The organism is Rickettsiales bacterium (genome assembly GCA_025210695.1).
GTDB lineage: Bacteria > Pseudomonadota > Alphaproteobacteria > Rickettsiales > CANDYO01 > CANDYO01.
The window spans coordinates 1-23,570 of sequence record JAOARE010000013.1 but is presented as its reverse complement, the minus strand read 5'-3'; the positions used below and the strand labels follow the sequence as shown (position 1 = coordinate 23,570).

The window sequence follows — 23,570 nt, the reverse complement described above, 5'->3', positions numbered from 1 at the left end:
AATAAATGTCAACAATTTAAACATCTTCATTCACCTTCATATACCCATAATTAAACATAAAACTATAGATTATTAATTATTATGACTTTAAAAAGATTTTCTAGATAACAAAGCGGCCTCTAGAGTAGAGTCATCTAGATAATCTAACTCACCACCCACAGGAATACCATATGCAAGACGAGTAACATGAACCTTCGTTTCTTTACTTAAGAAATCAGTAATATAAAACGCTGTGGTTTGTCCATCTAAAGTGGCATTTGTCGCAATAATCACCTCTTGAACCTGATCTGTTTTTATTCTAGCTGCTAAATTAGCTAAACTTAAATCATCTGGCGTAACACCTTGAGAAGCAGATAGAGTTCCGCCCAAAACATGAAAAGTTCCATTAAATATGTGACCACGCTCAATAGCCCATAAATCACTTATACTCTCAACAACACAAATGCTTTTCTGATTCCTTTTAGAGTCAGAACATATCGTACATGGAGATTTCTCGTCAATATTTCCACATATTTGACAATTTTTAATAATTTGAGCAGATTTACTCAATTCCTCAGCTAGAGGAAACATTAATTGATCACGATATTTAAGAAGATGAAGAACAGCTCTTTTGGCTGAGCGAGGCCCAACACCAGGAACCTTTGAAAGAAGATAGATAAGCTTGTCAATTTGAGAGGTCATTTTCTTTAGACCTTTTAAATTGCTCCTCAAGTTAACTAACTCAAGGAGCGATTTAGTTTTTAAAAATTAGTTTTTACTGTAAAACTCAACCACTAATTGTGGTTCCATTTTTGCAGCATAAGGAACATCAGCCAACTGAGGAACACGAATAAATTCCCCTTCAAATTTAGCAGGGTCAAACTTTAAGTATTCTGGAATTCCTCTTTCCATAGTTTGAACTGCAGCCATAATCGGAGCCACAGTTTTAGCATGATCTGTTACTTTAATTTGATCGCCTTCACAAACTGAGTAAGCAGGACAATTCACCACTTCCCAATAATCACGATTCTTTCTTTTTACCATAATATGCTTATGACTAACAATCTGACGAGCCGCAAATATAGATTTGGCCATATTTAAGCGATAAACAACAGCATCTAATCTTCTTTCTAATAAACCAATAAAGTTTTCAGCAGTATCACCCACCATTCTAGAAGCTCTATCAAAAATCTTACGGAACTGACGCTCGCCTATTCTCCCATAATGGCCTTTTAATAATTGTTTAGCATTCAATTGACGACCATGAACAGAAACTGCACGATGACCAGCAGATCCATGTTGACCAGGGCGAAAATTACGATTACGTGAAAAAGGATCTTTTCCATCTCCCCATACGCTAACGCCCAAACGACGGCTCAATTTATACTTAGATTTTATTATTTTAGTCATTGTTTTTCCCTTAAGGTTTTATAAAGTTAATGCATATAACCTAGCAAAAAAAATATATTTGTCAAATGATATCAGTAGGTTTATATATATATAATCAACATTATTGTAATGGAATAAAAATGAACAGTGATTTTCACTTAAATCCAAGGCTAGATCAAGACTCTTGCTGGAGTACGGATCTAAAACTGTCTAAATTGATATTAGTAAACAATTCCCTATGTCCTTGGCTTGTTCTAGTCCCTAGAAAAAATAATCTAAAAGAAATGATAGATTTAAATAAAGAAGAACGTATAATACTGATGGAAGAGATCAGCTATTTAAGTGAAGCTATGCAGCAAATATTTTCTCCAGACAAATTAAATATTGCCTCTTTAGGAAATATAGTAGAACAATTACATATTCATGTTATTGCTAGATATAAAAATGATGAAGCATGGCCAAACCCAGTTTTTGGCTATAAAAGACAAGAATATAATGCAACGGAAATGCAAAACATAATCAATAAACTTCAGGAGTTTTTTAATGCTAGATAATGAATTAAATCATCATAACAAACACGCATCAAGATTTATTGCAGTTCTGTCTTTATATTCTTTCAATATGAATGAAAACAAGTCTGCCAATCTTCTAAAAACATCAGAAACTATAAAGAAATCATATCACATGAAAGATGTTTTTGATCTAGAACTATCTGATGAACAACTTAACGAAATTAAACTTTACTCTCCTGATGAAGAATTTCTAACAAAACTTATGGTCTTATCTATAGAAAAAAAAATAGAAATAGAAGAGTTAATTAAATCATCTTTAATTGAGAGATGGAACCTAAATAAGTTAGATCAAGTTATACAATCAATATTAAAATTAGCAGGATTGGAGTTATTATTTCATGGAGACATTCCTGCAAAAATTATTATTGATGAATATGTAAGTCTTACGAAAAGTTTCTATGAAAACAATGAAGCTGGCTTTGTTAATAAAGTTGTTGATACTATGGCTAATAAAGTCAGACCCGCAGAAATCAATAAATAATTTATTTTTTATCCGTGTTGTCGTCTATTATTTCTATAGATGACATATTGTCCATTTCAGTGTCGTCAACATATTTACCTTCGTTATCCTTTTTAAATTTTTCTTTTAAAGCTTTTTTAAATTCTTCGTGACTTAAATTACGAATATCCGCTTTAGGATTCTCTTTCTTAGAGTCATTCTCAACAAAAGGATTAACTAAAGTTTCTTCTCCTATATCAAAATTTTCTGCTGTTGCAGAATTCCCCATAACCTCCGAAGGATCAACCACTAAATATGTTGTTGACACATCATTATATTCAGCTTTATTAGTTAAAAGAGGCGTATCAATAACAGGATCATTAAGTATCTCTGGTACTTTTACAGAAGTATCAGTTTTTGTTTTAATAGCTTTATCTTTTTTGGCTACCTCTTCCATCTCAGCAGCTTTTTTTGTAGTTTTTGTCTTATTAGCAACTGGAGATACAGGGTCCTTAGTTAACTTTTTAGAATCTGCTGATGCTTCGGTTTTGTCTGTGGGGGTCTCTAAAGATTCTAAAGTCTCTAGAGTTTTTGATTTCTTAGCAGCAGCATCTTTCTTTACAGTTAGTTTTTTTCCAATTACAGGCTTCACCGATATTTTATGTTTCTTGTCTGAGCTAGACTTATTCTGTTTTTTTGACTTTACAGAATCTGATTTTTTTACTGATTTTTTACTTTTAGACTTACTTTTTGAGGCGGAGGGTAATTCTTCGTTAGACTCTAACGTTACAACAGATACTTCTTTATTATTTCCATTCTCTGATGAAGACTCTACCTCCTTAGAACTACTATTTTTATTTGACTCCTCTTTAAATTTTTTATTGTTCTGAGTCTCCTTGTTTAGTTCTGAAGATTTTGAGGTGGTTTTTATTTTTTTGTTTTTATTATACTCTATAATTTCGTTTAAACTTGACTGACCATCTATTTGCATAGGATTGTTTTCAGCTTGAAATTCTTTAAAAGCGCTAGCCTCCTTATCCATAGATTGATTTAATCTATATGCCTTTAATTCCGCCTCTCTTTGCTCTTTTCTAAACTTTGAGAAGTCTTTAGGAGGAGAATTAGCCCTGTAGTCTTGGTATGACTGCTGATCATCATCATCAAGATACTGAACGGAAGGATTATTTTGAACAACAGCAGTCTCTTCCTCCTCTATTATTGGGTTTTGCTCTGGAATTCTACGGTTCTCAGTAGCTCCAATAGTTGCAGCCCTTTTCTTATCTCCTCCACCAAAAACTATTCCACCAAAGGAACAACTCTGTATTAAAAAACTTATACAGAATATTACGAATACTTTATTGTGCAACTTCGACATAATTAATTGCTACGTATTTTTATTATTATACTTAAGGCAAGTTACCTTAATAAAGTTAACAAAGAATTAACAATATAATTTTTTATGAGTTTTTAATAACAAATACAAAATTAACTATTAGTTTTTTGAAAATTATAATATACAATTAATAGCTTATTAAGATATTCTTTTATATTATGCTTAGTTTAAAAACACATAAATACACAGGTTAATCCAAATATGTTATACAAAATCAAAGAATCTCTAAAAAATAAGCTTTATGCAAAACCTATCATTGCTTTATTAATGGCCACAGCAATATTTATGCTTTACAAAAACAGAGAAGATAAATTGGTGGAGTCAACATCTAATTCTACTCCTATAGAAGTTGCAAATGCAAAAAAAGATAGTCTTCCTGTATATGTACTTGCTTTAGGCACAGTCACTCCATATAACACTGCAACCATTAAAACTCAAGTTAATGGAGAATTAGTAAAACTAGGATTCAAAGATGGGAGCAAAGTAAAAAAAGGTGATCTATTAGCTCAAATTGATCCTAGAAATTATCAAGCCCAACTCACTCAATATCAAGGGCAATTACATAGAGACCAAGCTTTACTGAAAAATTCACAAATTGATCTAAAACGATATCAAGATTTATGGGAACAAAATGCTATCTCTAAACAAACACTTGATACCCAAGTTTCTTTAGTCAAACAAAATGAGGGCACTGTCCAATTAGACCAAGGTCTAGTGGATGATGCTGCTGTAAACCTTTCTTACTGCAATATTTTAGCTCCATTCGATGGACAAGTTGGAATAAGCACTGTTACTGAAGGAAATATAGTTCAAACTACAGACCCCAATGGTATTGTAGTTATTAACTCTGTTGATCCAATTTCAGTTGTATTTTCTGTTCCTGAAACGGACTTATCTCAAATTATTAGTGAATTCCATAAAAATCCATTGAAAGCAGAAGCATATGATCAAACTTCAAAAGTTTTGCTTAGTACAGGAGTATTAAGTGCTATAGATAACCAAATTGATACTTCTACTGGAACTATAAAGTTAAGAGCTAAATTTGAAAATAGCGATTATAGATTGTTTCCAAACCAATTTGTAAATATAAAATTACTGGTTAAAACTATAACAGACTCTATAATAATTCCAACACCTGCAGTACAATATGGACCAAATGGCACTTTTGTATATCTTCTAAATAAAAATAAAACAAAAGTGAAAGTACAGCCGGTTGAAACAGGAACAACTACTGGGTTATTCACTGTAATAAAAAGCGGATTAGAAATTAATCAAGTAGTAGCAGTAACTGGTGTTGATAAGTTAAAAGATCAAGCATCTGTATTTGTATCAGGTTCTGATTTATGAGTATTTCCACCCCCTTCATAATTAGACCTGTTGCAACATCATTATTAATGGTGGCGGTTTTATTAACTGGTATAATAGCTGCAGGCCTATTGCCAATAGCATCTCTACCAGAAGTAGACTATCCTACTATTCAAGTTTCCACCTTCTATCCAGGAGCCGATCCAAATGTTATGTCTTCTTCAGTAACTTCTACTCTTGAAAGACAATTTGGACAAATGTCTGGCTTAAACCAAATGAGCTCTAATAGTTCAAGCGGCGCCTCCGTCATTACTTTACAGTTCAATGGCAATATGAGGTTAGATGTGGCCGAACAAAGCGTTCAAGCCGCCATCAATGCTGCTTCAGGCTATTTGCCAACAGGGCTACCCAATCCTCCTGTTTATAGTAAGGTTAATCCAGCTGATACTCCAATAATAACTTTGGCTCTATCATCAGATATCTTACCATTATCAATAGTGTCAGACTTTGCCGAAACAAAGCTGGCTCAAAAGCTCTCACAAATCCTAGGAGTGGGACAAGTGACTATTAGTGGTGGTAACAGACCTGCAGTTAGAGTTCAAGTTAACCCAAAACAAATCGCGTCATATGGAATTTCAATGGATGATGTTAGATCGGCAATTTCAGCAGGAAACGTTAATGAAGCAAAAGGAAGCTTTGATGGCAAAGAAGTTGCTTATGTAATAAATGCCAATGATCAATTATTTAAAGCAAAAGATTATGCCAAACTAATTATAGCTTATAAGAACGATTCTCCTATTCGCTTATCTGATGTGGCAAATGTAATTGATGATGTTGAGAACAACAAACAAGCTGCCTGGGTTAATAAAACTCCTGCTATTATAGTTAACATAAAGCGCCAACCTGGAGCTAATGTAATTGAAGTTGCTGATAAAATAAAAGAGTTATTACCAAAACTTAGCGCGACTCTACCTAGCTCAATTAATGTAGAAATTCTCAGCGATAGAACATTAACAATCCGCGCTTCTGTTGAATCAGTAAGTTTTGAATTGTGCCTAGCTATAGTTTTAGTAATTTTTGTAATATTTTTATTCTTAAGGACTTTCTCTGCAACTATTATTCCAAGTGTAGCTGTTCCTCTATCATTAATTGGTAGCCTTGGAGTAATGTATTTGATGGATTTTAGCTTAAATAATTTAACCTTAATGTCTCTAACCATTGCCACTGGATTTGTGGTGGATGATGCAATCGTTATGATTGAGAATATTGTTCGTTATATAGAAAAAGGAATGAAGCCATTAGAAGCTGCCTTAAAAGGAGCGTCGCAAATTGGTTTTACAATTCTTTCTCTAACTATTTCCTTAATAGCCGTGCTAATTCCTTTATTCTTTATGCAAGATGTGATTGGAAAATTATTCAAAGAGTTTGCTATAACCTTAACTATCACTATCATTATTTCTGGAATTATAGCCTTAACTTTAATACCTATGATGTGCGCTAGAATGCTTAAGTCTCACGAAGAAGAGAAACCAAATTCTTTTTGCGTTATGGCTGAAGAAGCTTTAGATAAAGTCATTGAGTCTTATGGTAAATCTTTGCGTGTAATACTAAGACACCAAAACTTGACTATATTCTCAGCTATAGCTACTTGTATTATCACCGGAATATTATTTTACTATATTCCAAAAGGATTCTTTCCTCAGCAAGACACAGGACTTATTCAAGGTATAGTTGAAGCCAAAGATAATATTTCCTTTGAAGAAATGGCTAAAAAACAACAAGATTTTGCACAAATTGTCCTGGAAGATAAAGACGTAAAAGAACTATCATCATTTATTGGCATTGACGGAACCAATAGTACACTTAATACTGGAAGAATGCTAATCACACTGAAAGATATGAAAGAACGTGACAGAGCAGATAAGATTATTGCAAGAATAAAACCCAAACTAAATAAAATTTCAGGTGCGCATATTTATCTACAAGCCATAGAAGATTTGGCGCTAAATGATAAAGTAAGTTTTGGAAAATACCAATATAATATGGCTGGACAAGACCCTGAAGAACTATCTCTTTGGAGCAGGAAACTTATCAAAGAGCTCAAAAAATCTTCTAAACTGAAGAATGTTAGTACTGATCAACAGAATTATGGTTTACAAAATTTTATCGAAATAGATCGAGATGTGGCTGCTAAATTTGGAATTACCATGCAAATGGTAGATAATGCCTTATACAATATATTTGGACAAAGACAAATTTCTACAATTTACACTCAACGCAATCAATATCAAGTAATCCTTGAAGGTTTACCTAATATGCAAAAAGGAATTGAGGCTTTAGATAGTGTATATTTAAGTTCAAGTTCTGGTATATCTGTTCCGTTAAAATCCTTTGCTAAGATTTCACAAAGATTAGCTCCATTACTTATAACTCGCCAGAATCAATTTGCATCTGCTACTATTTCATATGATCTAGCCAAAGGTATTTCTCTAGGACAGGCAAATAATGTTATAGAAGAAACCAAACAAAAACTTAATATCCCCCCTCATATTATCACAGAATTTCAGGGAGCATCTGGGGTGTTCACAAACTCTCTTAGCAACCAGGGATGGCTTGTGTTAGCAGCCGTTGTTGTTGTTTATATAGTTCTAGGTGTTCTTTACGAAAGCTATATTCATCCAATTACTATTATATCCACCCTACCCTCAGCTTGTATGGGAGCATTAATATTCTTATGGATATCTGGTAAAGGATTAGATGTTATAGGTTTAATTGGGATTATTTTATTAATTGGTATTGTAAAGAAGAATGCCATTATGATGATAGATTTTGCTCTTGAACAGCAGCGCGATTATAAACAATCAGCAGATAATGCAATCTTTGAAGCTTGTATGTTAAGATTCAGACCTATTCTAATGACCACTATGTCTGCTCTTTTTGCTGCTGTTCCTATGATGTTTGGTACAGGAATGGGCTCAGAACTTAGAAACCCTCTAGGTATTTCAATAATAGGAGGATTATTAGTTAGCCAAGTATTGACACTATATACCACCCCTGTAATCTATCTATTCTTTGATAGATTATCTACAAGAATGGGCTTTGGTGAAAACAAGGAGGTATAATTTCGGTGAATATCTCTACTATTTTTATTAGAAGACCTGTAGCAACTGTTTTACTCTCTTTAGGAATAGCTATAGGAGGAATTTTAGGGTTTAGGAGTCTCTCGGTTGGGTCACTCCCACAAGTTGAATTTCCTATAATCATGGTACAAGCCTTACTCCCTGGAGCCAGCCCTGAAATTATGGCTTCTTCTGTTGCAACACCATTAGAAAAAGTATTTAGCCGTATTTCTGGTATTGAAGATATGACCTCTAGCAGCACCCTTGGAAGCAGCAAAATAATTATTCAGTTTAATATTGATAAAAATAGTGATACAGCAGCTAGAGAGGTGCAAGCAGCCATTGACGCTGCTGAAAGCACTTTGCCTGATAACATGCCATCTAAACCCCAATATAAAAAAGTTAATCCTGCTGATGCTCCTATAATGCTTTTGGCTCTCACTTCTAAAAACCATAAAATTGAAGAATTATTTGATATTGCCTCATCTGTTTTACAACAAAAGATACTTAGAACAGAAGGAGTGGGACAGGTTATTGCAGCAGGAAGCTCCCTTCCGGCAGTTAGAATAGACTTAGATCCTAACAAGATGTCTAAATATGGAATCAGCTTAAACCAAGTTAGCAACTTAGTTGACGCCCATAATATGAGTTTTCCTAAGGGACAAATCACTGAAGATAAATATTCTTATGAGATTGTAACCAATGATGAATTATTTAAAGCTGAAGATTATGCAAATTTAGTTATAAGCAATAAAAATGATAACATTGTTAGAATCTCTGATATTGCAAATGTTAGAGACTCAGCTCAGGATTTACTTAATAGTGGACTTTTAAACAGCGAACCAGCAGTTCTCTTAGTAATTTTTAAACAACCAAGTGCAAATGTAGTGCAAATTAATAGTTCAATAAGCAATGATTTGCCCATGCTAAAAGAGTCATTACCTGCCGGAGTTGAAATTACCAAAGTTATGGATAGATCAATCACAATCAAAGCTTCTTTATTTGATGTGGAGATGACTTTAATTCATGCTGTATTATTTGTTGTTTTGGTAGTATTTATATTCCTAGGAAATGTTAGATCTACAATTATACCAGGAGTAGCTTTAGTCTTATCTATATTAGGAACTTTTGGAGTAATGTGGTTATTAGATTATAGTCTAAACTCTTTCTCCCTTATGGCCTTAACTATTGCAACTGGATTTGTTGTGGATGATGCAATTGTGGTGCTAGAAAATGTTTCACGATATATAGAAAAGGGTATGAGACCTATGGAAGCCGCCATTAAAGGTGCAGCTGAAATAAGTTTTACTATCACTTCTATTAGTATTTCTTTAATTGCTGTATTTATTCCACTATTACTAATGGGAGGATTAATTGGTAGATTATTCAGAGAATTCTCTGTAACTTTAGCAGTGTCTGTCTTAATTTCACTGGTTGTTTCTTTAACTTTAAGCCCCATGATGTGTGCTTATACTTTAAAATCTAACCTTACAAAATCAGAACATAATTCTGTTTTCTACAATTTTCTAAATAACATGAAGAACGGTTATTCTTCTAGTTTGTCTTGGGCTCTTGATCACCAAAAGTTTATGATGTTTGTATTTATAGCTACTGTTGCTTTAAACATTCATTTATATGCTATAGTTCCCAAAGGTTTTTTTCCTCAACAAGACACAGGAAGAGTATTAGCTACAGTCATAACTGACCAAAATAGTTCATTCAAAAGATTAAATAGCAAATTTGCAGATCTTCTTGACATTATCAGAAAAGACCCTGCTGTTGAAAATACAATTGGATATATTAGTAGTGGAAGTATCAACACAGGTACCATCTTCGCAGCTCTAAAACCATTAGAGGTAAGAAAAATATCTGCCGATCTAATCATTGATAGAATTAGAAAAAACTTAGTTGATATATCAGGTGCCACAATATATATGCAATCCGCACAGGACATTGTTATTGGAGGAAGACAAAGCAATGCTCAATTCCAATACACAATATCTGCAGATAATTTAGAAGATGCCAATAAATATGCTCCAATGATTCAAGAAAAAATAGAAAAAATCCCTGGAGTTGTTGATGTTAGTAGTGACCAGGGAAGCAATGGTTTACAAAGTTTTGTTGAGGTTGATCATGATAGAGCTGCTAAATTCGGTGTTAGTACGGAAAATATTGATCAAATTCTATATGGAGCATTTGGACAAAAAACAATCTCAACAATGTATGGTATTCATAATCAATATTACGTTGTTATGGGGTTAGCTCCTGAATATACAGAAGACCCAAAATCACTAGACTTACTTTATATTCCTAATAATGAAAACAAACTAATTCCGTTATCGTCATTTGCAAAATTCACCAAAGGTTCCAGTTTAATATCTGTAGCCCATCAAGGACTCACTCCTTCAGCCACTCTATCATTCAATTTGCTTCCTGGGGTATCTTTGGGAGATGCTGTGGAACTAATCAATAAAGAGCTAGCTACTTTACAAATGCCAATTACTGTTCAAGGTTCATTTAAAGGAACAGCACAAGCATTTCAATCATCCCTAAGCAGCCAGGTTATTTTAATATTAGCGGCATTAGCAGCAGTTTATATAGTTTTAGGCATGCTTTATGAAAGCCTGCTTCACCCAATTACTATTTTATCTACCTTGCCTTCAGCTGGCGTTGGAGCGTTACTTGCATTATTAATTACTGACATGGATCTGACTATTATTGCCATAATAGGAATTATCCTGCTAATAGGAATAGTAAAGAAAAACGCCATAATGATGATTGATTTTGTTCTAGAGATAGAAAAACATCAAGTAATAGATCCAAGAGATGCAATACATCAAGCTGCTGTAATGAGATTTAGACCTATTATGATGACCACTATGTCAGCCATTCTTGGCGCAGTTCCCATGGCGCTTGGCACCGGACTTGGATCTGAAATGCAAAAACCTCTTGGGGTGTCTATTATTGGAGGATTAATCCTTAGCCAAATGCTTACATTATACACTATTCCTGTAATATACTTGGCTGTCGATAAGTTTAGAAAGAAACCTTAATTTATTTCTTCCATCTTTACTTTTCTTTAACTCTTAAAGCTTATACTAGATAAGTAATCTACTTTATAGCATGAGGAAATTTATGAAAATTCGTCCTAGAACAACATCAGAAGATTATATTTCTTCTCCTTCTGATACTGAAGATGAAGATAATTTTCTTAATCCAGAAAATTTAGTAGAATCGGAAGAAGTATATTCTACGTCTGGAGACCAAGGCATGATATTTCCAGGACTTGATGGAACAACAGAGTCTTCATCTCCATATGGAGGATATGGAACTAGAGCAAGAGGCATGTCTGAAGAAAGTGTAGTTTCAGTAGATCCTCCTATTAACAAAACAACACTCCCAAGATCTCCAAAATCTACAGCTATTTCTATGTCTCCTCCTGATAATAATGGTGTATATACACGTATGACTGAAGATAATAATACACAATCAGAATGGTATTTAGAATTAATCCAGTATATAAAAAATGGCCCTCCTGATCTACCAGCAACAGATCCAAATGAACCAAGTTTAAGAGATTTAATTTATGGAGAAAACTATTTATATCCAGGAGAAGTAATTAATCTAGCTAATTTATTTGGACCAAGTGTTTAACCTTACATAGGAGATGCATAAAGTGAAGAGTTCAACTTCCGACACCAATTTGACACAAAAAGTTGCCCCCCCTTCCCGCACTGTCACCTATAGTAATAGCAGAAATGAATTAGGTGAATTTATTCGGTTAATAGAAATGCCTGATGGCAACTATGTTTCTGAAGGTGTTTTTTATACTCTGTCTCCTAACACCACTCCTAGCTCTCCAATAGGATTGAAAATAGATGATCCAGAAAATATTGAAGAAGGCAACGAAAATAATATAATTATAATTAGTTATCCAAACTCAACCTCAGTAGGTGATATTTTTCATAATATACAAGAACAACAATTAGCAACAATGCAACCTGATCATAAAGCTATGAAATGGGACGATAGTTTTTAATTTTGCTGTTAACAATCACTTCTCCAGCATTCTTAAAAGTGAATTTAAGATCTATTGGCGATGATGAATCTAAGTTATGAATCACAATATATATCCCAATGGGATCAAGGCTAATCTTTGAATAATCTGGAATGGCTAAACGGTCAATTTTAATTATTCTGGCTACATTCTTCTCAATAACTGTTTTACTAATTATAGCTTTAGATTCAGGATGATCTATAACTTCTACACCCACTAAATATTCTAAATTATCACTATCATTCTCTAAACTTAAATAAACAACCGCAGGATAGTTATTTCCTTCGGCCTGCATAATGCGCACATCATCAATGATAATTGCCTTGGAAATAAAAGGAAACAAGGCTATAAAAAATAATAGAAAAGTATTTTTCATTGGAAATAATTCTTTAAAAAACTTAGATATATTTCTTTTAAATCTAATATATCCTGACAAGAAACATGTTCATCAACATGATGAGCTGTTTCATTAAGAAGTCCAAATTCAACTACCGGACAAACATCTTTAATAAACCTAGCATCTGATGTTCCTCCAGTAGTGGAAAGAGCTGGAGCTTTACCCAGTACTTGAGTGATAGATTTTTTCAAAACCTCTATTACTTTAGAATCTTTAGAATTAACAAAAGGTTTTGATCCACAGCTAGCCTCTAAAACAAAGTTAGTACTATGTTTCAAACATATTTGTTTAACAAGCTTCTCAAGAATTTCTGGATTATGTAAATTATTAAAACGAATATTAAATTTTGCTTGAGCGCTAGCTGGAATTACATTTCTAGCTTCATTCCCTACAGTTATATCGGTAATTTCTAAATTTGAAGGATCAAAATCTTCATTACCGCTATCCAAAGGCTTGGCTTTTAAATCACTTAATATTCTTAATAATCTATCAATTGGATTATTAGATAATTCTGGATATGCAACATGCCCCTGTTTACCATTCACAGTAAGATTAAAACAAATTGAACCACGACGACCATATTTTATGACATCACCAAAATTCTTAGAACAAGTTGGTTCACCTACAATACAGGAAGATAATATCTCATTATTGTCTCTTAAATATTCTAAAACTTTCACCGTACCATCTTTGGCAATAGCTTCCTCATCTCCAGAAATTAAAAAGCTGATAGATCCATCAAATTTATTATTTTCTATAAATTCTATAGTTGCTGTTATAAAAGATGCCAGGGCTGCTTTCATATCTGAAGCCCCTCGCCCATAAAGCATACCGTTCTTAATAACTGGATTGAAAGGATTTGAAGACCAATTATCCCCTGGAGGAACTACATCTGTATGACCCGCAAAACAAAAATTAGGCTCTTGTTTTCCATAACGAGCATAAAGACTGGTAACTTCTCCAAAAACTAACTTCTTACATTCAAAGCCATAAGGAGTTAAGTATTCACATAAAAAGTCTATAATTCCAGCATCAACAGGGGTGATGGTAGGAAATCTAATTAACTCTTTTGCTAATTCTATTGGATCTTTTGTCATAAATATCACTTATATTTATCAACCAATATTCTCTTAACTCTATCTGAGATAAATCCTCCAGTATCACCTCCAAGTCTTGTAACTTCTTTAACAAATTTTGAGGACACCAATTGTAAATCAGCAGAAGCTGGAAGGAATATGGTTTGCATCTCACTATCAAGTATTGAATTCATGCAAGACATTTGAAATTCAAACTCAAAATCAGATACTGCTCTTAAGCCACGAATGATAATACTTGCTGATCTTTGCTTAGCAAAATTTACTAACAACCCAGAAAATGCCTCAACTTCAACAAGACCTTTTTTTATATTATTATCAGACAATTCTTGTTGAATCATCTCCAATCTTTCTTCCTGAGAAAACAATGGAGATTTCATGCTATCCATAGCAACACCAATATATAATTTATCTAACACTTTTGAAGCACGTAAGATAATGTCCATATGTCCTGCAGTAATCGGGTCAAATGTCCCTGGATAAATCCCTATTTTTTCCACCTATAACCTCTCTATTCCTTTGCTAATCCAAGTTGGTCTTGCTTTATAATTTTTAAATAAATCACTTTCACCTAAGGAAAGTCTAGATGCCACTTCTCGTCCATTTCCACTGAGCACTAACACACTATCAATACCAGCTCTATTAGCTCCCAGAATATCTGTATCCATAGTATCACCAATCATCAAAATCTTTGATCTATCAATACCGGATAAATGCTTATCTATAGCTGCATCAAACAAACGACTATCAGGCTTACCATAATAATGAACAACACCACCGAATTCTTTATATTTATTGGCAAATGTACCTGGGCAATATCTAATTTTATTACCTTGATGAGCAGTAACATCAGGATTAGCACAAATAGCTGGAATATCCCTATCTACAGCTTTTTTTAATACTTCATCATGAGTAGTTAAATCTTCATCTTCCTCAAGGAAAGCTGATAATAATATAAAATCTGCCTCTTCTACATTAGAAGTAAGATCTATATTGATGTCTCTCAATATATCTTGATTTCTATCACCCCCTAAGTGATAGCATTTCTTGCCTATTTTCTTAAAAACATCGTCATTCCAATTTACTAACTGCTCTCTCACTGCATCTCCAGAAGTATAGATTACAGCTTTATCCATATTCACTCCCCAGTTAATAAATTTATTGGTCATGATGCTGCCGGGTCTAGGAGTATTTGATAAAAATATAACTCTTTTATCACTATTTATTATGCTGTTTAAAAATTCAGTAGTGCCAGGATATAAATTAATTCCATCATATAGCACACCCCAAATATCAAAAATCAAAGCATCATAAAATTTCACTAATTGACTCAAAGATAATACTTCTGGGGTGTTCATATTATCCTTTTATACCATAAGTAACCCAAGTTGGCTCAGATAAACTATCCTTAAAGACATCAGTCTCACCTATAAATAATTTATCACCAATTTTCTCTCCATTACCTGTAAGTACCAAAGCACTGTCAATTCCTGCTCTTTTTGCACCAACAATATCTGTCTCTATTGTATCACCAATCATCAGGATTTTCTTTTTATCGTAACCTACTAAATGCTTTGCTATTACTGCATTATAAAATCTACTATCGGGCTTGCCGTAATAATATGCAACTCCACCAAAATCTTCATATCTTTTAGTAAACATTCCAGCACAATATCTATTCTCTTGGCCATATCGTGCCTTTAAATCAGGATTAACACAAATAGCAGGAAGCTTTAAACTAGCTGCTTGTTTTAATAAATCATCATGAACTTCCATACCTTGACTTTCTAGCACATATTCTGTGATTAATAAAAAATCAGCTTGAGTAATATCTTCTGTAACATCTACAGGAATAGAATCTAATATATCTTTATTTCCTTCTGAACCTAGATGATATAACTTTCTTCCTAACTTAGAAAACACTTCATCTTTCCAAGATATTAACTGCTCTCTAACTGCATCTCCAGCTGTATAAATTACAGCTTTATCCATATTTAGTCCAAAGTCTGAAAATTGTTTCTTGGTATGGAAACCAGGTCTTGGATTATTTGAAAGAAATATAACGCGCTTTCCTTCCGTCATCATCTCATTTAAAAATTCAACCGCTCCTCTATATGGAACTATTCCATCATGCAGAACTCCCCATACATCAACAAGCAATGCATCATAAGACCTTACAACTTCTCTCACTGGAGATATTTGAATATCACTCATTTTCTTCCCCTTTTACTTGAATATTTCTTAACTTAATTCAATATCATCGTTTTCTTCTGAAACACCTTCTGCTGGAATTTTCTCAGCTGAAACCACCTGCTCATTTGAAGCAGTTCTGAATACCACTACTCCTTGAGTTGCACGACCAGAAATACGCACATCAACTACCGGACAACGAATTACTGTACCTTTATTCGTAATCATTAACAATTGTTCTTCAGGATTAATAGGCATACTTGCTACAACATTGCCATTGCGCTCAGAGGTAATAATATTTACCACTCCACTACCACCACGGCCAGTTGCCTTATATTCATAAGCAGAACTACGTTTAGCAAAACCATTCTCAGTAATAGTTAATATAAACTCTTCATCTCTTGCCATAGCCATAATTTTATCATTATCAAGACCAAAATCTTTCCCTTCAAGCAAAGTATTATCTTCAGCAGTAGCTAACTCTAATCTTAAATCCAATGGAATTCTTAAATAACTATCTCTTTCTTCAATAGAAAACTGTGATCCACTAATAATAGACATTGATAATAATCTATCATTATCAGCTAATCTCATACCGCGCACCCCATCAGAGTCACGACTCTTAAATACACGCACTGCTTCCACAGGAAAACGCACGCAACGCCCACCTGAGGCTGCAAGAAATATATGATCTTCTGGATGGCAAATACGAACACCTATAATCTTATCATCACCTTTAAGCTTCATGGCAATCTTACCATTAGACTGAACAGACTTAAAGTCGGCCAAACTATTGCGACGTATTCCACCTTTATCTGTAGCAAAGACAATATTTAAATTATCCCAAGAATCTTCATTACCTGGAAGAATCATAACTTCATTTATTTTCTCATCTTCATACATAGGGAAGATATTTACTAATGAGCGCCCCTTGGACTGAGCACTAGCTAATGGCAGTTTATATACTTTAAGCTTATACACTTTTCCAAGCGTTGAGAAAAACAACACATTGTCATGAGTATTAGCTGTAAATATTTTAACTATCACATCTTCATCACGAACCGTAATTCCACTCTTTCCTTTTCCTCCACGTCTTTGCGCACGATAGGTGGACAATGGAGTGCGCTTGATATATCCACCCGTGGTAACTGTAACCACCATGTCCTCTTTAGGGATAAGGTCTTCAATATCTTGCTCAAATTCACTTTGTTCAATACTTGTTTTTCTAGGGGTTGCAAAACCCTCCTTAATTGCTAAAAATTCATCTTTAATAATTCCAAGCAATCTAGACCTTGAACTCAAAATGTCAACATAATCGGTAATTTCAGTTGCAAGAGCTGCAAGTTCTGCAGTTATCTTATCATATTCTAACCCCGTTAAACGTTGAAGACGCATTTCTAAAATTGCTTTAGCTTGTAACTCAGTGAAGAAACAATGACCATCTGTAACAGCATTACGAGTGTCCCCCACTAAAGTGATTAGCTCCTGCACCTCATTAGCCAGCCAACTTCTCTCAAGCAATCTTTGCTTCGCTGTATCTGGGTCTGGTGAACTTCTAATTAAAGAAATCACCTCGTCAATATTTTTTACAGCTATAGATAAACCTATTAATATATGCGCCTTATCTTTAGCTTTGTTTAACATATATATTGTACGTCTGGTTACAACTTCCTCGCGGAACTTAACAAAAGCACGAATAATATCTAAAAGATTCATCAATTTTGGCTGACCACGGTCCAACGCCAACATATTCACCCCAAATGAGGTTTGTAAAGGAGTGTAAGTATATAATTGATTTAAGATGACATCACCATATGCATCTTTTTTAAGCTCAACAACTACACGAACACCTTGTTTATCTGATTCATCACGTAAATCACTAATACCTTCAATTCTTTTTTCTTTTACCAATTCGGCAATACGTTCAACTAATTTTGCTTTATTAACCTGGTAAGGCAGTTCATCAATAACTATTATCTGTTTTTTATCTTTACTTTCTTCAAAATGGGTTTTACCACGGGTTATAACTGAACCTCTTCCCGTTAGAAAAGCAGAACGAATTCCTGACTGACCAAGAATTATTCCTCCCGTTGGAAAATCAGGCCCCTTAACTATTTCTAACAATTCTTCTGCTGAGATATTATGGTTATCAACATAAGCACAACAAGCATCTAAAACCTCACCCAAATTATGAGTAGGAATATTAGTAGCCATACCTACCGCAATACCACCTGCGCCATTCACTAAAAGATTAGGGAATTTAGCGGGAAGAACCACTGGCTCTTCTTCTGAACCATCATAATTTTCTTTAAAATCAATAGTATCTTTATCAAGATCATCAAGAATAGAATGTGAAAGCTTTGCCAAACGTGATTCTGTATAACGCATTGCTGCTGGTGAATCACCATCAACAGAACCAAAGTTACCTTGCCCATCAATTAAAGTTTCTCTGAGAGAAAAATTTTGAGCCATTCTCACCAAAGAGTCATAAATAGCCGAATCACCATGAGGGTGATATTTACCCATTACTTCACCGACTATTCTTGCAGATTTACGATATGGCTTGTTATAGTAACATCCTGACTCATTCATTGCATAAAGAATACGACGATGAACAGGCTTTAATCCATCGCAAACATCTGGAATTGCCCTACTAACAATTACACTCATAGCATAATCAAGATATGACTTCTTCATCTCATCTTCGATGTTAACCGGTAATAACCCTTGATTTTCAAGATTTTTTGACGTTTCCAACTGAACCTCTAATATTTAAATATGATCTATAAATTAATAGCCTAAAGAAGCTATTATAGCAAGTAATTTATGATAAGTACAAACCTATATATATCAAAGTTATAGATATTTATTGACCAAATAATTAGAATAGAATATGTTATAACAATTAAAATATAAATAAATACCAAATACAAATGAATAAAGACCAACAAAATACAGATAATAAAAACCTAAGGACAGAAAGTTCTAGTTATGAAATAGACTTTTACATAACTGAGTTAATGTTATTAGGAATAGTTGGAGGAGCTGTAACATATAGTATTTGCAGCGTGGCTGGACAATGCTCTAATTTACTAGGAATATCTTCTGGGCACCCATCTTACTAAAAACAAAAACGATGTTTTGCTTTATCTGCCAACTTTAAAAACACACTTGGATCTAAATTATCTTCAACATTCCAACATGCAGCAAGCACAACATGAGCATAATAACATTTAGCTAGCATAGCTATATCAAAATTAAATTCCTTAGCAATCATCTGAAGATCTTTTTCTAAATCTTGAACGAAAACCCAAACTTCATTAATTGGATATCCTATCACTCCTTTAGGATCAATCACCACCCAATCCTCACCATCTGATACTATATTATCATGATGCAAATCACCATGTAGGAGAACTTTCTCTGCTGAATTTTTAAGAATCTCTTCTTTAAAAACTCCAGCCCTTTGTAAATGGTCTGCAGGAATATTCCATTCCCTATCCAAACAAGAAAATCTTCCTTCAATAGTTAGAAATGAGTTATTCTTTTTTATAGGAGATTGATGCAAGTTTTTTGCCATATTACAGGCAATAATTAAGGCCTCTTCCCTTCTGTTTGGAAGATAATTCTTTAAAGAATCACCAGGTAGCGCCTTTTTTAACAACACCGCCTTGTCTTGATACTCAAGAACATCAGCTCCACCATGCTTAGCAAAACTCTTCAGAGCATCTACTTCTCTTGCTAAATCTTCTTGTTTAAAACTCAATTTTAGAATAACTGGCTGATCTTTTTGAAAGCCAGACAATACATAATTAAAAGACAAATTATTTACCGGAGCAAGAGAGGTTAAATTCCACTCTTTAGAAAGAGCAGCAACAATAGATGGAAGCTTATCTAACCACTTCCTCCCCTGATCTTTATATAATTTTATAACATTATCTTTAAATTTATCCATTTTTCTTTTCAATTTTAGAGAAGCCATATTTTTAACATCTAGTTATTTATATTTAATTACAAGCTTACCACATCCCTACGTAAACTTGCATTTATTAAAACTATCTTATATGCTGTTTTTCAGTATAGCTTAAGTGAGACGATAATGCGCAAAATTGAACAATATAACTACAGCAATAAAAGAGTATTTTTAAGATTAGATCTTAACGTTCCTATATCTAATGGAAAAATACTAGATGATACTAGAATTAAAAGCACGCTCCCCAGCATTGAGTATCTACTAAAACAAAATGCCAAAATTATTATTGCCTCTCACTTTGGTCGCCCTAAAGGAAAGTTCGAAGAAAAATATTCTTTAGAGTTTTTATCTAATGAGTTAGCAAAAAGACTTAACCAAGAAGTATTATTCTGCCCAGAAACCATTGGTAACAAGGCAGAGGAAATGTCTAATAACTTACAGCCTAAACAAATTCTTCTTTTAGAAAATTTACGCTTCCACCCTGGAGAAACAAAAAACGATTCAGATTTTGCTTCTAACCTCGCTAAACTTGCTGATTTTTATATTAATGATGCGTTTTCTTGCTGTCATCGTTCCCATGCTTCAATTGCAGAAATAACTGAATATTTACCCAGCGCTGCAGGGTTATCACTATCTAAAGAAATTGATAACCTAACCAAATATTTATCAAAACCTAAAAAACCAATGATGGCAATTATTGGTGGAAGCAAAGTGTCCACCAAGCTTGATTTGCTCTATAATTTAATTGATAAAGTTGACTATCTTGTTATTGGCGGCGCTATGGCAAATACCTTCCTTAAATCTCAAGGAATAGCAATAGGCGCATCTCTATACGAAGAAGAATTATTAAATAGCGCAAGAGACATTCTAAATAAAGCAACTTCATGCAAGATTATTTTACCTCAAGATGTGGTAACCGCTAAAGAAATTAGCAATGAATCTGAAACCTCTACCGTAGATATTAAATATATTCCTGCAGATCAGATGATTTTAGACATTGGCCCTAATAGTGCAAAGCAAATAATTGAAGTTATAAAGCAATGCAAAACCGTTGTTATGAATGGACCTTTAGGAGTTTTTGAATATCCCCCTTTCTCTCTTGGAACTTCTACAATAGCAAAAGAAATTGTTAAGCTAACTCAATCGGGTGGTTTAATTAGTGTAGCCGGTGGTGGTGATATTGTTGCCGCTCTAAGTCAAAATCAATTACTTGATAAGTTCACCTATATCTCAACAGCCGGAGGAGCATTCCTGGAATGGCTAGAAGGAAAAACTCTTCCAGGAATAAAAGCATTAAAATAAAATACTGGCAATTTAGCTAAAAATAGTACATAATGGCGAATCGAAAATATTTTTATTTTCTAATGCTCTGGCTGGGCGACATCCTGGCTATGGGAAAACAATATATAGCTATAAGCAAACCATGTGGGTTCGCTTGACTAAAAAACTCTTTAAATTATGGAGACTAAATAGATGTCGATAACTAACGAAGAAAAGCAACAATTGATTAAAGAATATGCAATACATGATGGAGACACAGGCTCATCTGAAGTGCAAATTGCAATTCTAACAAAAAGAATCAATACCTTAACTGAACATATGAAAGAAAACAAAAAAGACTTCAGCACAAGACGTGGTTTGCTTATTTTAGTAAGCAGAAGAAATCGTTTACTTTCTTACCTACGCGGTAAAAATATGGAAAGTTATAAAGCTTTGATCGCAAAATTGGGACTACGTAAGTAATTAAAATATAATTGAAGTGGCCAATGGTCACTTCAATTACCTACCCCCAAAATAATCAAATTTATAGGAAATTAGAAATTTATGTTTAAAATAATCAGCAAAGAAATTGAATGGGCTGGCAGTAAATTAAAAATAGAAACTGGCAAAGTGGCCAGACAAGCTGATGGTGCAGTTATGGTAACTTACGGTGAAACCGTAGTTTTATGTACAGTTGTATCTGATAAAAAGAAAAAAGAAGGTATTGATTTCCTTCCCCTAACAGTAAATTATAAAGAAATGTATTTTGCAGCTGGAAGAATTCCAGGTGGATTCTTTAAAAGAGAAGGCAGAGCAACTGAAAAAGAAACTCTAGTTGCTCGTTTAATTGATCGTCCAATTAGACCTTTATTCCCTGATAATTATTATCACGAAACTCAAGTGATTTGTACAGTAATCTCATTTGATAATGAGCATGATGCAGATATACTATCAATAATTGGTACATCTGCAGCTTTAGCAATTTCACGTATTCCTTTCCAAGGGCCTGTGGCTGCAGCTAAAGTTGGATACCAAAATGGTGAATATGTTTTAAATCCAAAAATTGGCAAAATACTTTCCGAAGGAGATTTAGATCTAGTAGTAGCTGGAACTGAAGATTCAGTTCTTATGGTTGAATCTGAAGCAAAAATGCTCTCTGAAGAAATTATGCTAGGCGCTGTAAATTTTGGTCATCAGAAAATGCAACCTGTTATCAGCATGATTAACGAATTGGCTGATGAAGCAGGAGTTGAAAAAACAGAAGTTCTTGCTATAGACAATTCAAAAGTAGAAAAAGAAGTTAACAAAGCTGCTGAGGCTCTCCTACGCGAAGCCTACAAAGAAACTGATAAACAATCTAGATATATTAAAATTGATGCTGCTAAAAAACATACAGAAGCTGAATTAGAAGATTTAGGAGCAGAAGAACCACAAATAAGCGTGGCTTTCAAGCAATTACAACAACATATTGTTCGTCGCCAAATTGTTGAGGAAGGAACACGCATTGATGGACGAGGTGTTGCAGATGTTCGTGCAATTAATTGTGAAGTGTCTTTCTTACCTCGTGTACATGGCTCTGCTCTTTTCACTCGTGGTGAAACACAAGTAATAGCTGGAGCAACTTTAGGATCTGGAACTGATGAACAAATGATAGATGGTCTTGAAGGTGACTCAAAAGAAAGATTCATGCTCCATTATAATTTTCCTGCCTATTCTGTTGGTGAAGCAACACCTTCTAGAGGGCCTGGAAGACGTGAAATTGGTCATGGTAAACTTGCATGGAGAGCCATCCACCAAGTATTACCGAGCAAGGAAGAATTCCCATATACTTTAAGAGTGGTCTCTGAAGTTACTGAATCAAACGGATCTTCTTCAATGGCAACAGTATGTGGTGGTATCTTATCACTTATGGATGCTGGAGTTCCAATTAAATCACCAGTAGCGGGTATTGCTATGGGATTGATTCTAGAAAAAGACAAATATGTGGTTCTTTCTGATATTCTTGGTGATGAAGATCATTTAGGTGATATGGACTTCAAAGTTGCTGGTACAAAAGATGGTATTACAGCTCTACAGATGGACATCAAAGTTAAAGGTATTAGTTCAGAAATTATGCAAGTTGCCTTAAGTCAAGCAAAAGAAGGAAGAATGCATATCTTGGGTAAAATGCAAGAAACTATGGATACCCCTAGAACAACTTTAAATGAACATGCTCCTTCTATTATTACTATGAAAGTTAGCAAGGATAAAATTCGTGAGTTAATTGGCCCAGGTGGGAAAGTTATCAAAGGAATTTGTGAAGAAAGCAAGGCTAAAGTTGATATAGATGATAATGGCAATGTAACCATCTCTTCATTAGGCCTGGAAAAAGGTAAAAAAGCTCAAAAAATGATTGAAGATATT

Annotated in this window: 21 protein-coding genes; 11 read left to right on the top strand and 10 right to left on the bottom strand. The window is 33.9% G+C overall.

Annotated features, from left to right (window positions below):
* Positions 1-87: 87 nt before the first annotated feature.
* Together recR and rpsD are read right to left on the bottom strand one after the other, a co-directional pair.
* Complete coding sequence (gene recR, locus N4A31_01740; protein MCT4634956.1) at positions 88-681, bottom strand: recombination mediator RecR; 594 nt, start codon at positions 679-681, stop codon at positions 88-90.
* 66 nt (positions 682-747) lie between these two features.
* The gene (rpsD, locus tag N4A31_01735) at positions 748-1,389 is read right to left on the bottom strand and encodes a 30S ribosomal protein S4 (GenBank protein MCT4634955.1); all 642 of its coding nucleotides are present in this window, start codon (positions 1,387-1,389) and stop codon (positions 748-750) included.
* Between the two features lie 119 nt (positions 1,390-1,508).
* Here rpsD and N4A31_01730 point away from each other — a divergent pair, with 119 nt between their 5' ends.
* Positions 1,509-1,922, top strand: a complete 414-nt coding sequence (locus N4A31_01730; GenBank protein ID MCT4634954.1) for an HIT domain-containing protein — start codon at positions 1,509-1,511, stop codon at positions 1,920-1,922.
* Entirely contained in the window at positions 1,912-2,421 is a 510-nt protein-coding gene (gene nusB / locus N4A31_01725) for a transcription antitermination factor NusB (GenBank protein ID MCT4634953.1), read from the top strand. The genes N4A31_01730 and nusB overlap by 11 nt, the downstream gene beginning before the upstream one ends.
* Before the next feature lies 1 nt (position 2,422).
* Here the strand turns inward: nusB and N4A31_01720 are convergent, their stop codons facing one another.
* Positions 2,423-3,754, bottom strand: a complete 1,332-nt coding sequence (locus N4A31_01720; protein ID MCT4634952.1) for a hypothetical protein — start codon at positions 3,752-3,754, stop codon at positions 2,423-2,425.
* Between the two features lie 219 nt (positions 3,755-3,973).
* Between N4A31_01720 and N4A31_01715 the strand changes: the two genes are divergently transcribed.
* The 5 genes from N4A31_01715 to N4A31_01695 all read left to right on the top strand — a co-directional run bounded on the left by N4A31_01715 (position 3,974) and on the right by N4A31_01695 (position 12,235).
* Entirely contained in the window at positions 3,974-5,119 is a 1,146-nt protein-coding gene (locus N4A31_01715) for an efflux RND transporter periplasmic adaptor subunit (GenBank protein ID MCT4634951.1), read from the top strand.
* Positions 5,116-8,199 (top strand): multidrug efflux RND transporter permease subunit, encoded by a 3,084-nt coding sequence (locus N4A31_01710; GenBank protein MCT4634950.1) that lies wholly within the window; start codon positions 5,116-5,118, stop codon positions 8,197-8,199. The genes N4A31_01715 and N4A31_01710 overlap by 4 nt, the downstream gene beginning before the upstream one ends.
* Positions 8,200-8,204: 5 nt before the next feature.
* Entirely contained in the window at positions 8,205-11,249 is a 3,045-nt protein-coding gene (locus N4A31_01705) for an efflux RND transporter permease subunit (GenBank protein ID MCT4634949.1), read from the top strand.
* Positions 11,250-11,331: 82 nt separating this feature from the next.
* Positions 11,332-11,850: a hypothetical protein gene (locus N4A31_01700; protein ID MCT4634948.1), complete on the top strand. Its 519-nt coding sequence runs from the start codon at positions 11,332-11,334 to the stop codon at positions 11,848-11,850.
* 22 nt (positions 11,851-11,872) lie between these two features.
* Positions 11,873-12,235, top strand: a complete 363-nt coding sequence (locus N4A31_01695; protein MCT4634947.1) for a hypothetical protein — start codon at positions 11,873-11,875, stop codon at positions 12,233-12,235.
* Here the strand turns inward: N4A31_01695 and N4A31_01690 are convergent.
* The 6 genes from N4A31_01690 to gyrA are packed head-to-tail and all read right to left on the bottom strand — an operon-like array spanning position 12,210 to position 18,691.
* Positions 12,210-12,629: a copper chaperone PCu(A)C gene (locus N4A31_01690; protein MCT4634946.1), complete on the bottom strand. Its 420-nt coding sequence runs from the start codon at positions 12,627-12,629 to the stop codon at positions 12,210-12,212. The genes N4A31_01695 and N4A31_01690 overlap by 26 nt on opposite strands.
* A complete protein-coding gene (dapE, locus tag N4A31_01685) occupies positions 12,626-13,747 on the bottom strand; it encodes a succinyl-diaminopimelate desuccinylase (protein MCT4634945.1) in 1,122 nt (373 codons plus the stop codon). Before dapE ends, N4A31_01690 begins: the two co-directional genes overlap by 4 nt.
* Positions 13,748-13,752: 5 nt before the next feature.
* A complete protein-coding gene (coaD, locus tag N4A31_01680) occupies positions 13,753-14,244 on the bottom strand; it encodes a pantetheine-phosphate adenylyltransferase (GenBank protein ID MCT4634944.1) in 492 nt (163 codons plus the stop codon).
* Positions 14,245-15,102: a TIGR01459 family HAD-type hydrolase gene (locus tag N4A31_01675; GenBank protein ID MCT4634943.1), complete on the bottom strand. Its 858-nt coding sequence runs from the start codon at positions 15,100-15,102 to the stop codon at positions 14,245-14,247.
* A gap of 1 nt (position 15,103) precedes the next feature.
* Positions 15,104-15,958, bottom strand: a complete 855-nt coding sequence (locus tag N4A31_01670) for a TIGR01459 family HAD-type hydrolase (GenBank protein ID MCT4634942.1) — start codon at positions 15,956-15,958, stop codon at positions 15,104-15,106.
* 27 nt (positions 15,959-15,985) lie between these two features.
* Complete coding sequence (gyrA, locus tag N4A31_01665; protein ID MCT4634941.1) at positions 15,986-18,691, bottom strand: DNA topoisomerase (ATP-hydrolyzing) subunit A; 2,706 nt, start codon at positions 18,689-18,691, stop codon at positions 15,986-15,988.
* 176 nt (positions 18,692-18,867) lie between these two features.
* Here gyrA and N4A31_01660 point away from each other — a divergent pair, with 176 nt between their 5' ends.
* Positions 18,868-19,059, top strand: coding sequence for a hypothetical protein (locus N4A31_01660; GenBank protein MCT4634940.1), 192 nt, complete (start codon positions 18,868-18,870; stop codon positions 19,057-19,059).
* Here the strand turns inward: N4A31_01660 and N4A31_01655 are convergent.
* The gene (locus tag N4A31_01655; protein ID MCT4634939.1) at positions 19,056-19,889 is read right to left on the bottom strand and encodes an aminoglycoside phosphotransferase family protein; all 834 of its coding nucleotides are present in this window, start codon (positions 19,887-19,889) and stop codon (positions 19,056-19,058) included. The genes N4A31_01660 and N4A31_01655 overlap by 4 nt on opposite strands.
* Before the next feature lie 144 nt (positions 19,890-20,033).
* Here N4A31_01655 and N4A31_01650 point away from each other — a divergent pair, with 144 nt between their 5' ends.
* The 3 genes from N4A31_01650 to pnp all read left to right on the top strand — a co-directional run.
* Positions 20,034-21,209, top strand: a complete 1,176-nt coding sequence (locus N4A31_01650) for a phosphoglycerate kinase (protein MCT4634938.1) — start codon at positions 20,034-20,036, stop codon at positions 21,207-21,209.
* Positions 21,210-21,380: 171 nt separating this feature from the next.
* Positions 21,381-21,650, top strand: a complete 270-nt coding sequence (gene rpsO, locus N4A31_01645; GenBank protein MCT4634937.1) for a 30S ribosomal protein S15 — start codon at positions 21,381-21,383, stop codon at positions 21,648-21,650.
* Between the two features lie 81 nt (positions 21,651-21,731).
* Positions 21,732-23,570: polyribonucleotide nucleotidyltransferase (pnp, locus tag N4A31_01640; GenBank protein MCT4634936.1), on the top strand; the 1,839-nt coding region annotated here is incomplete at its 3' end.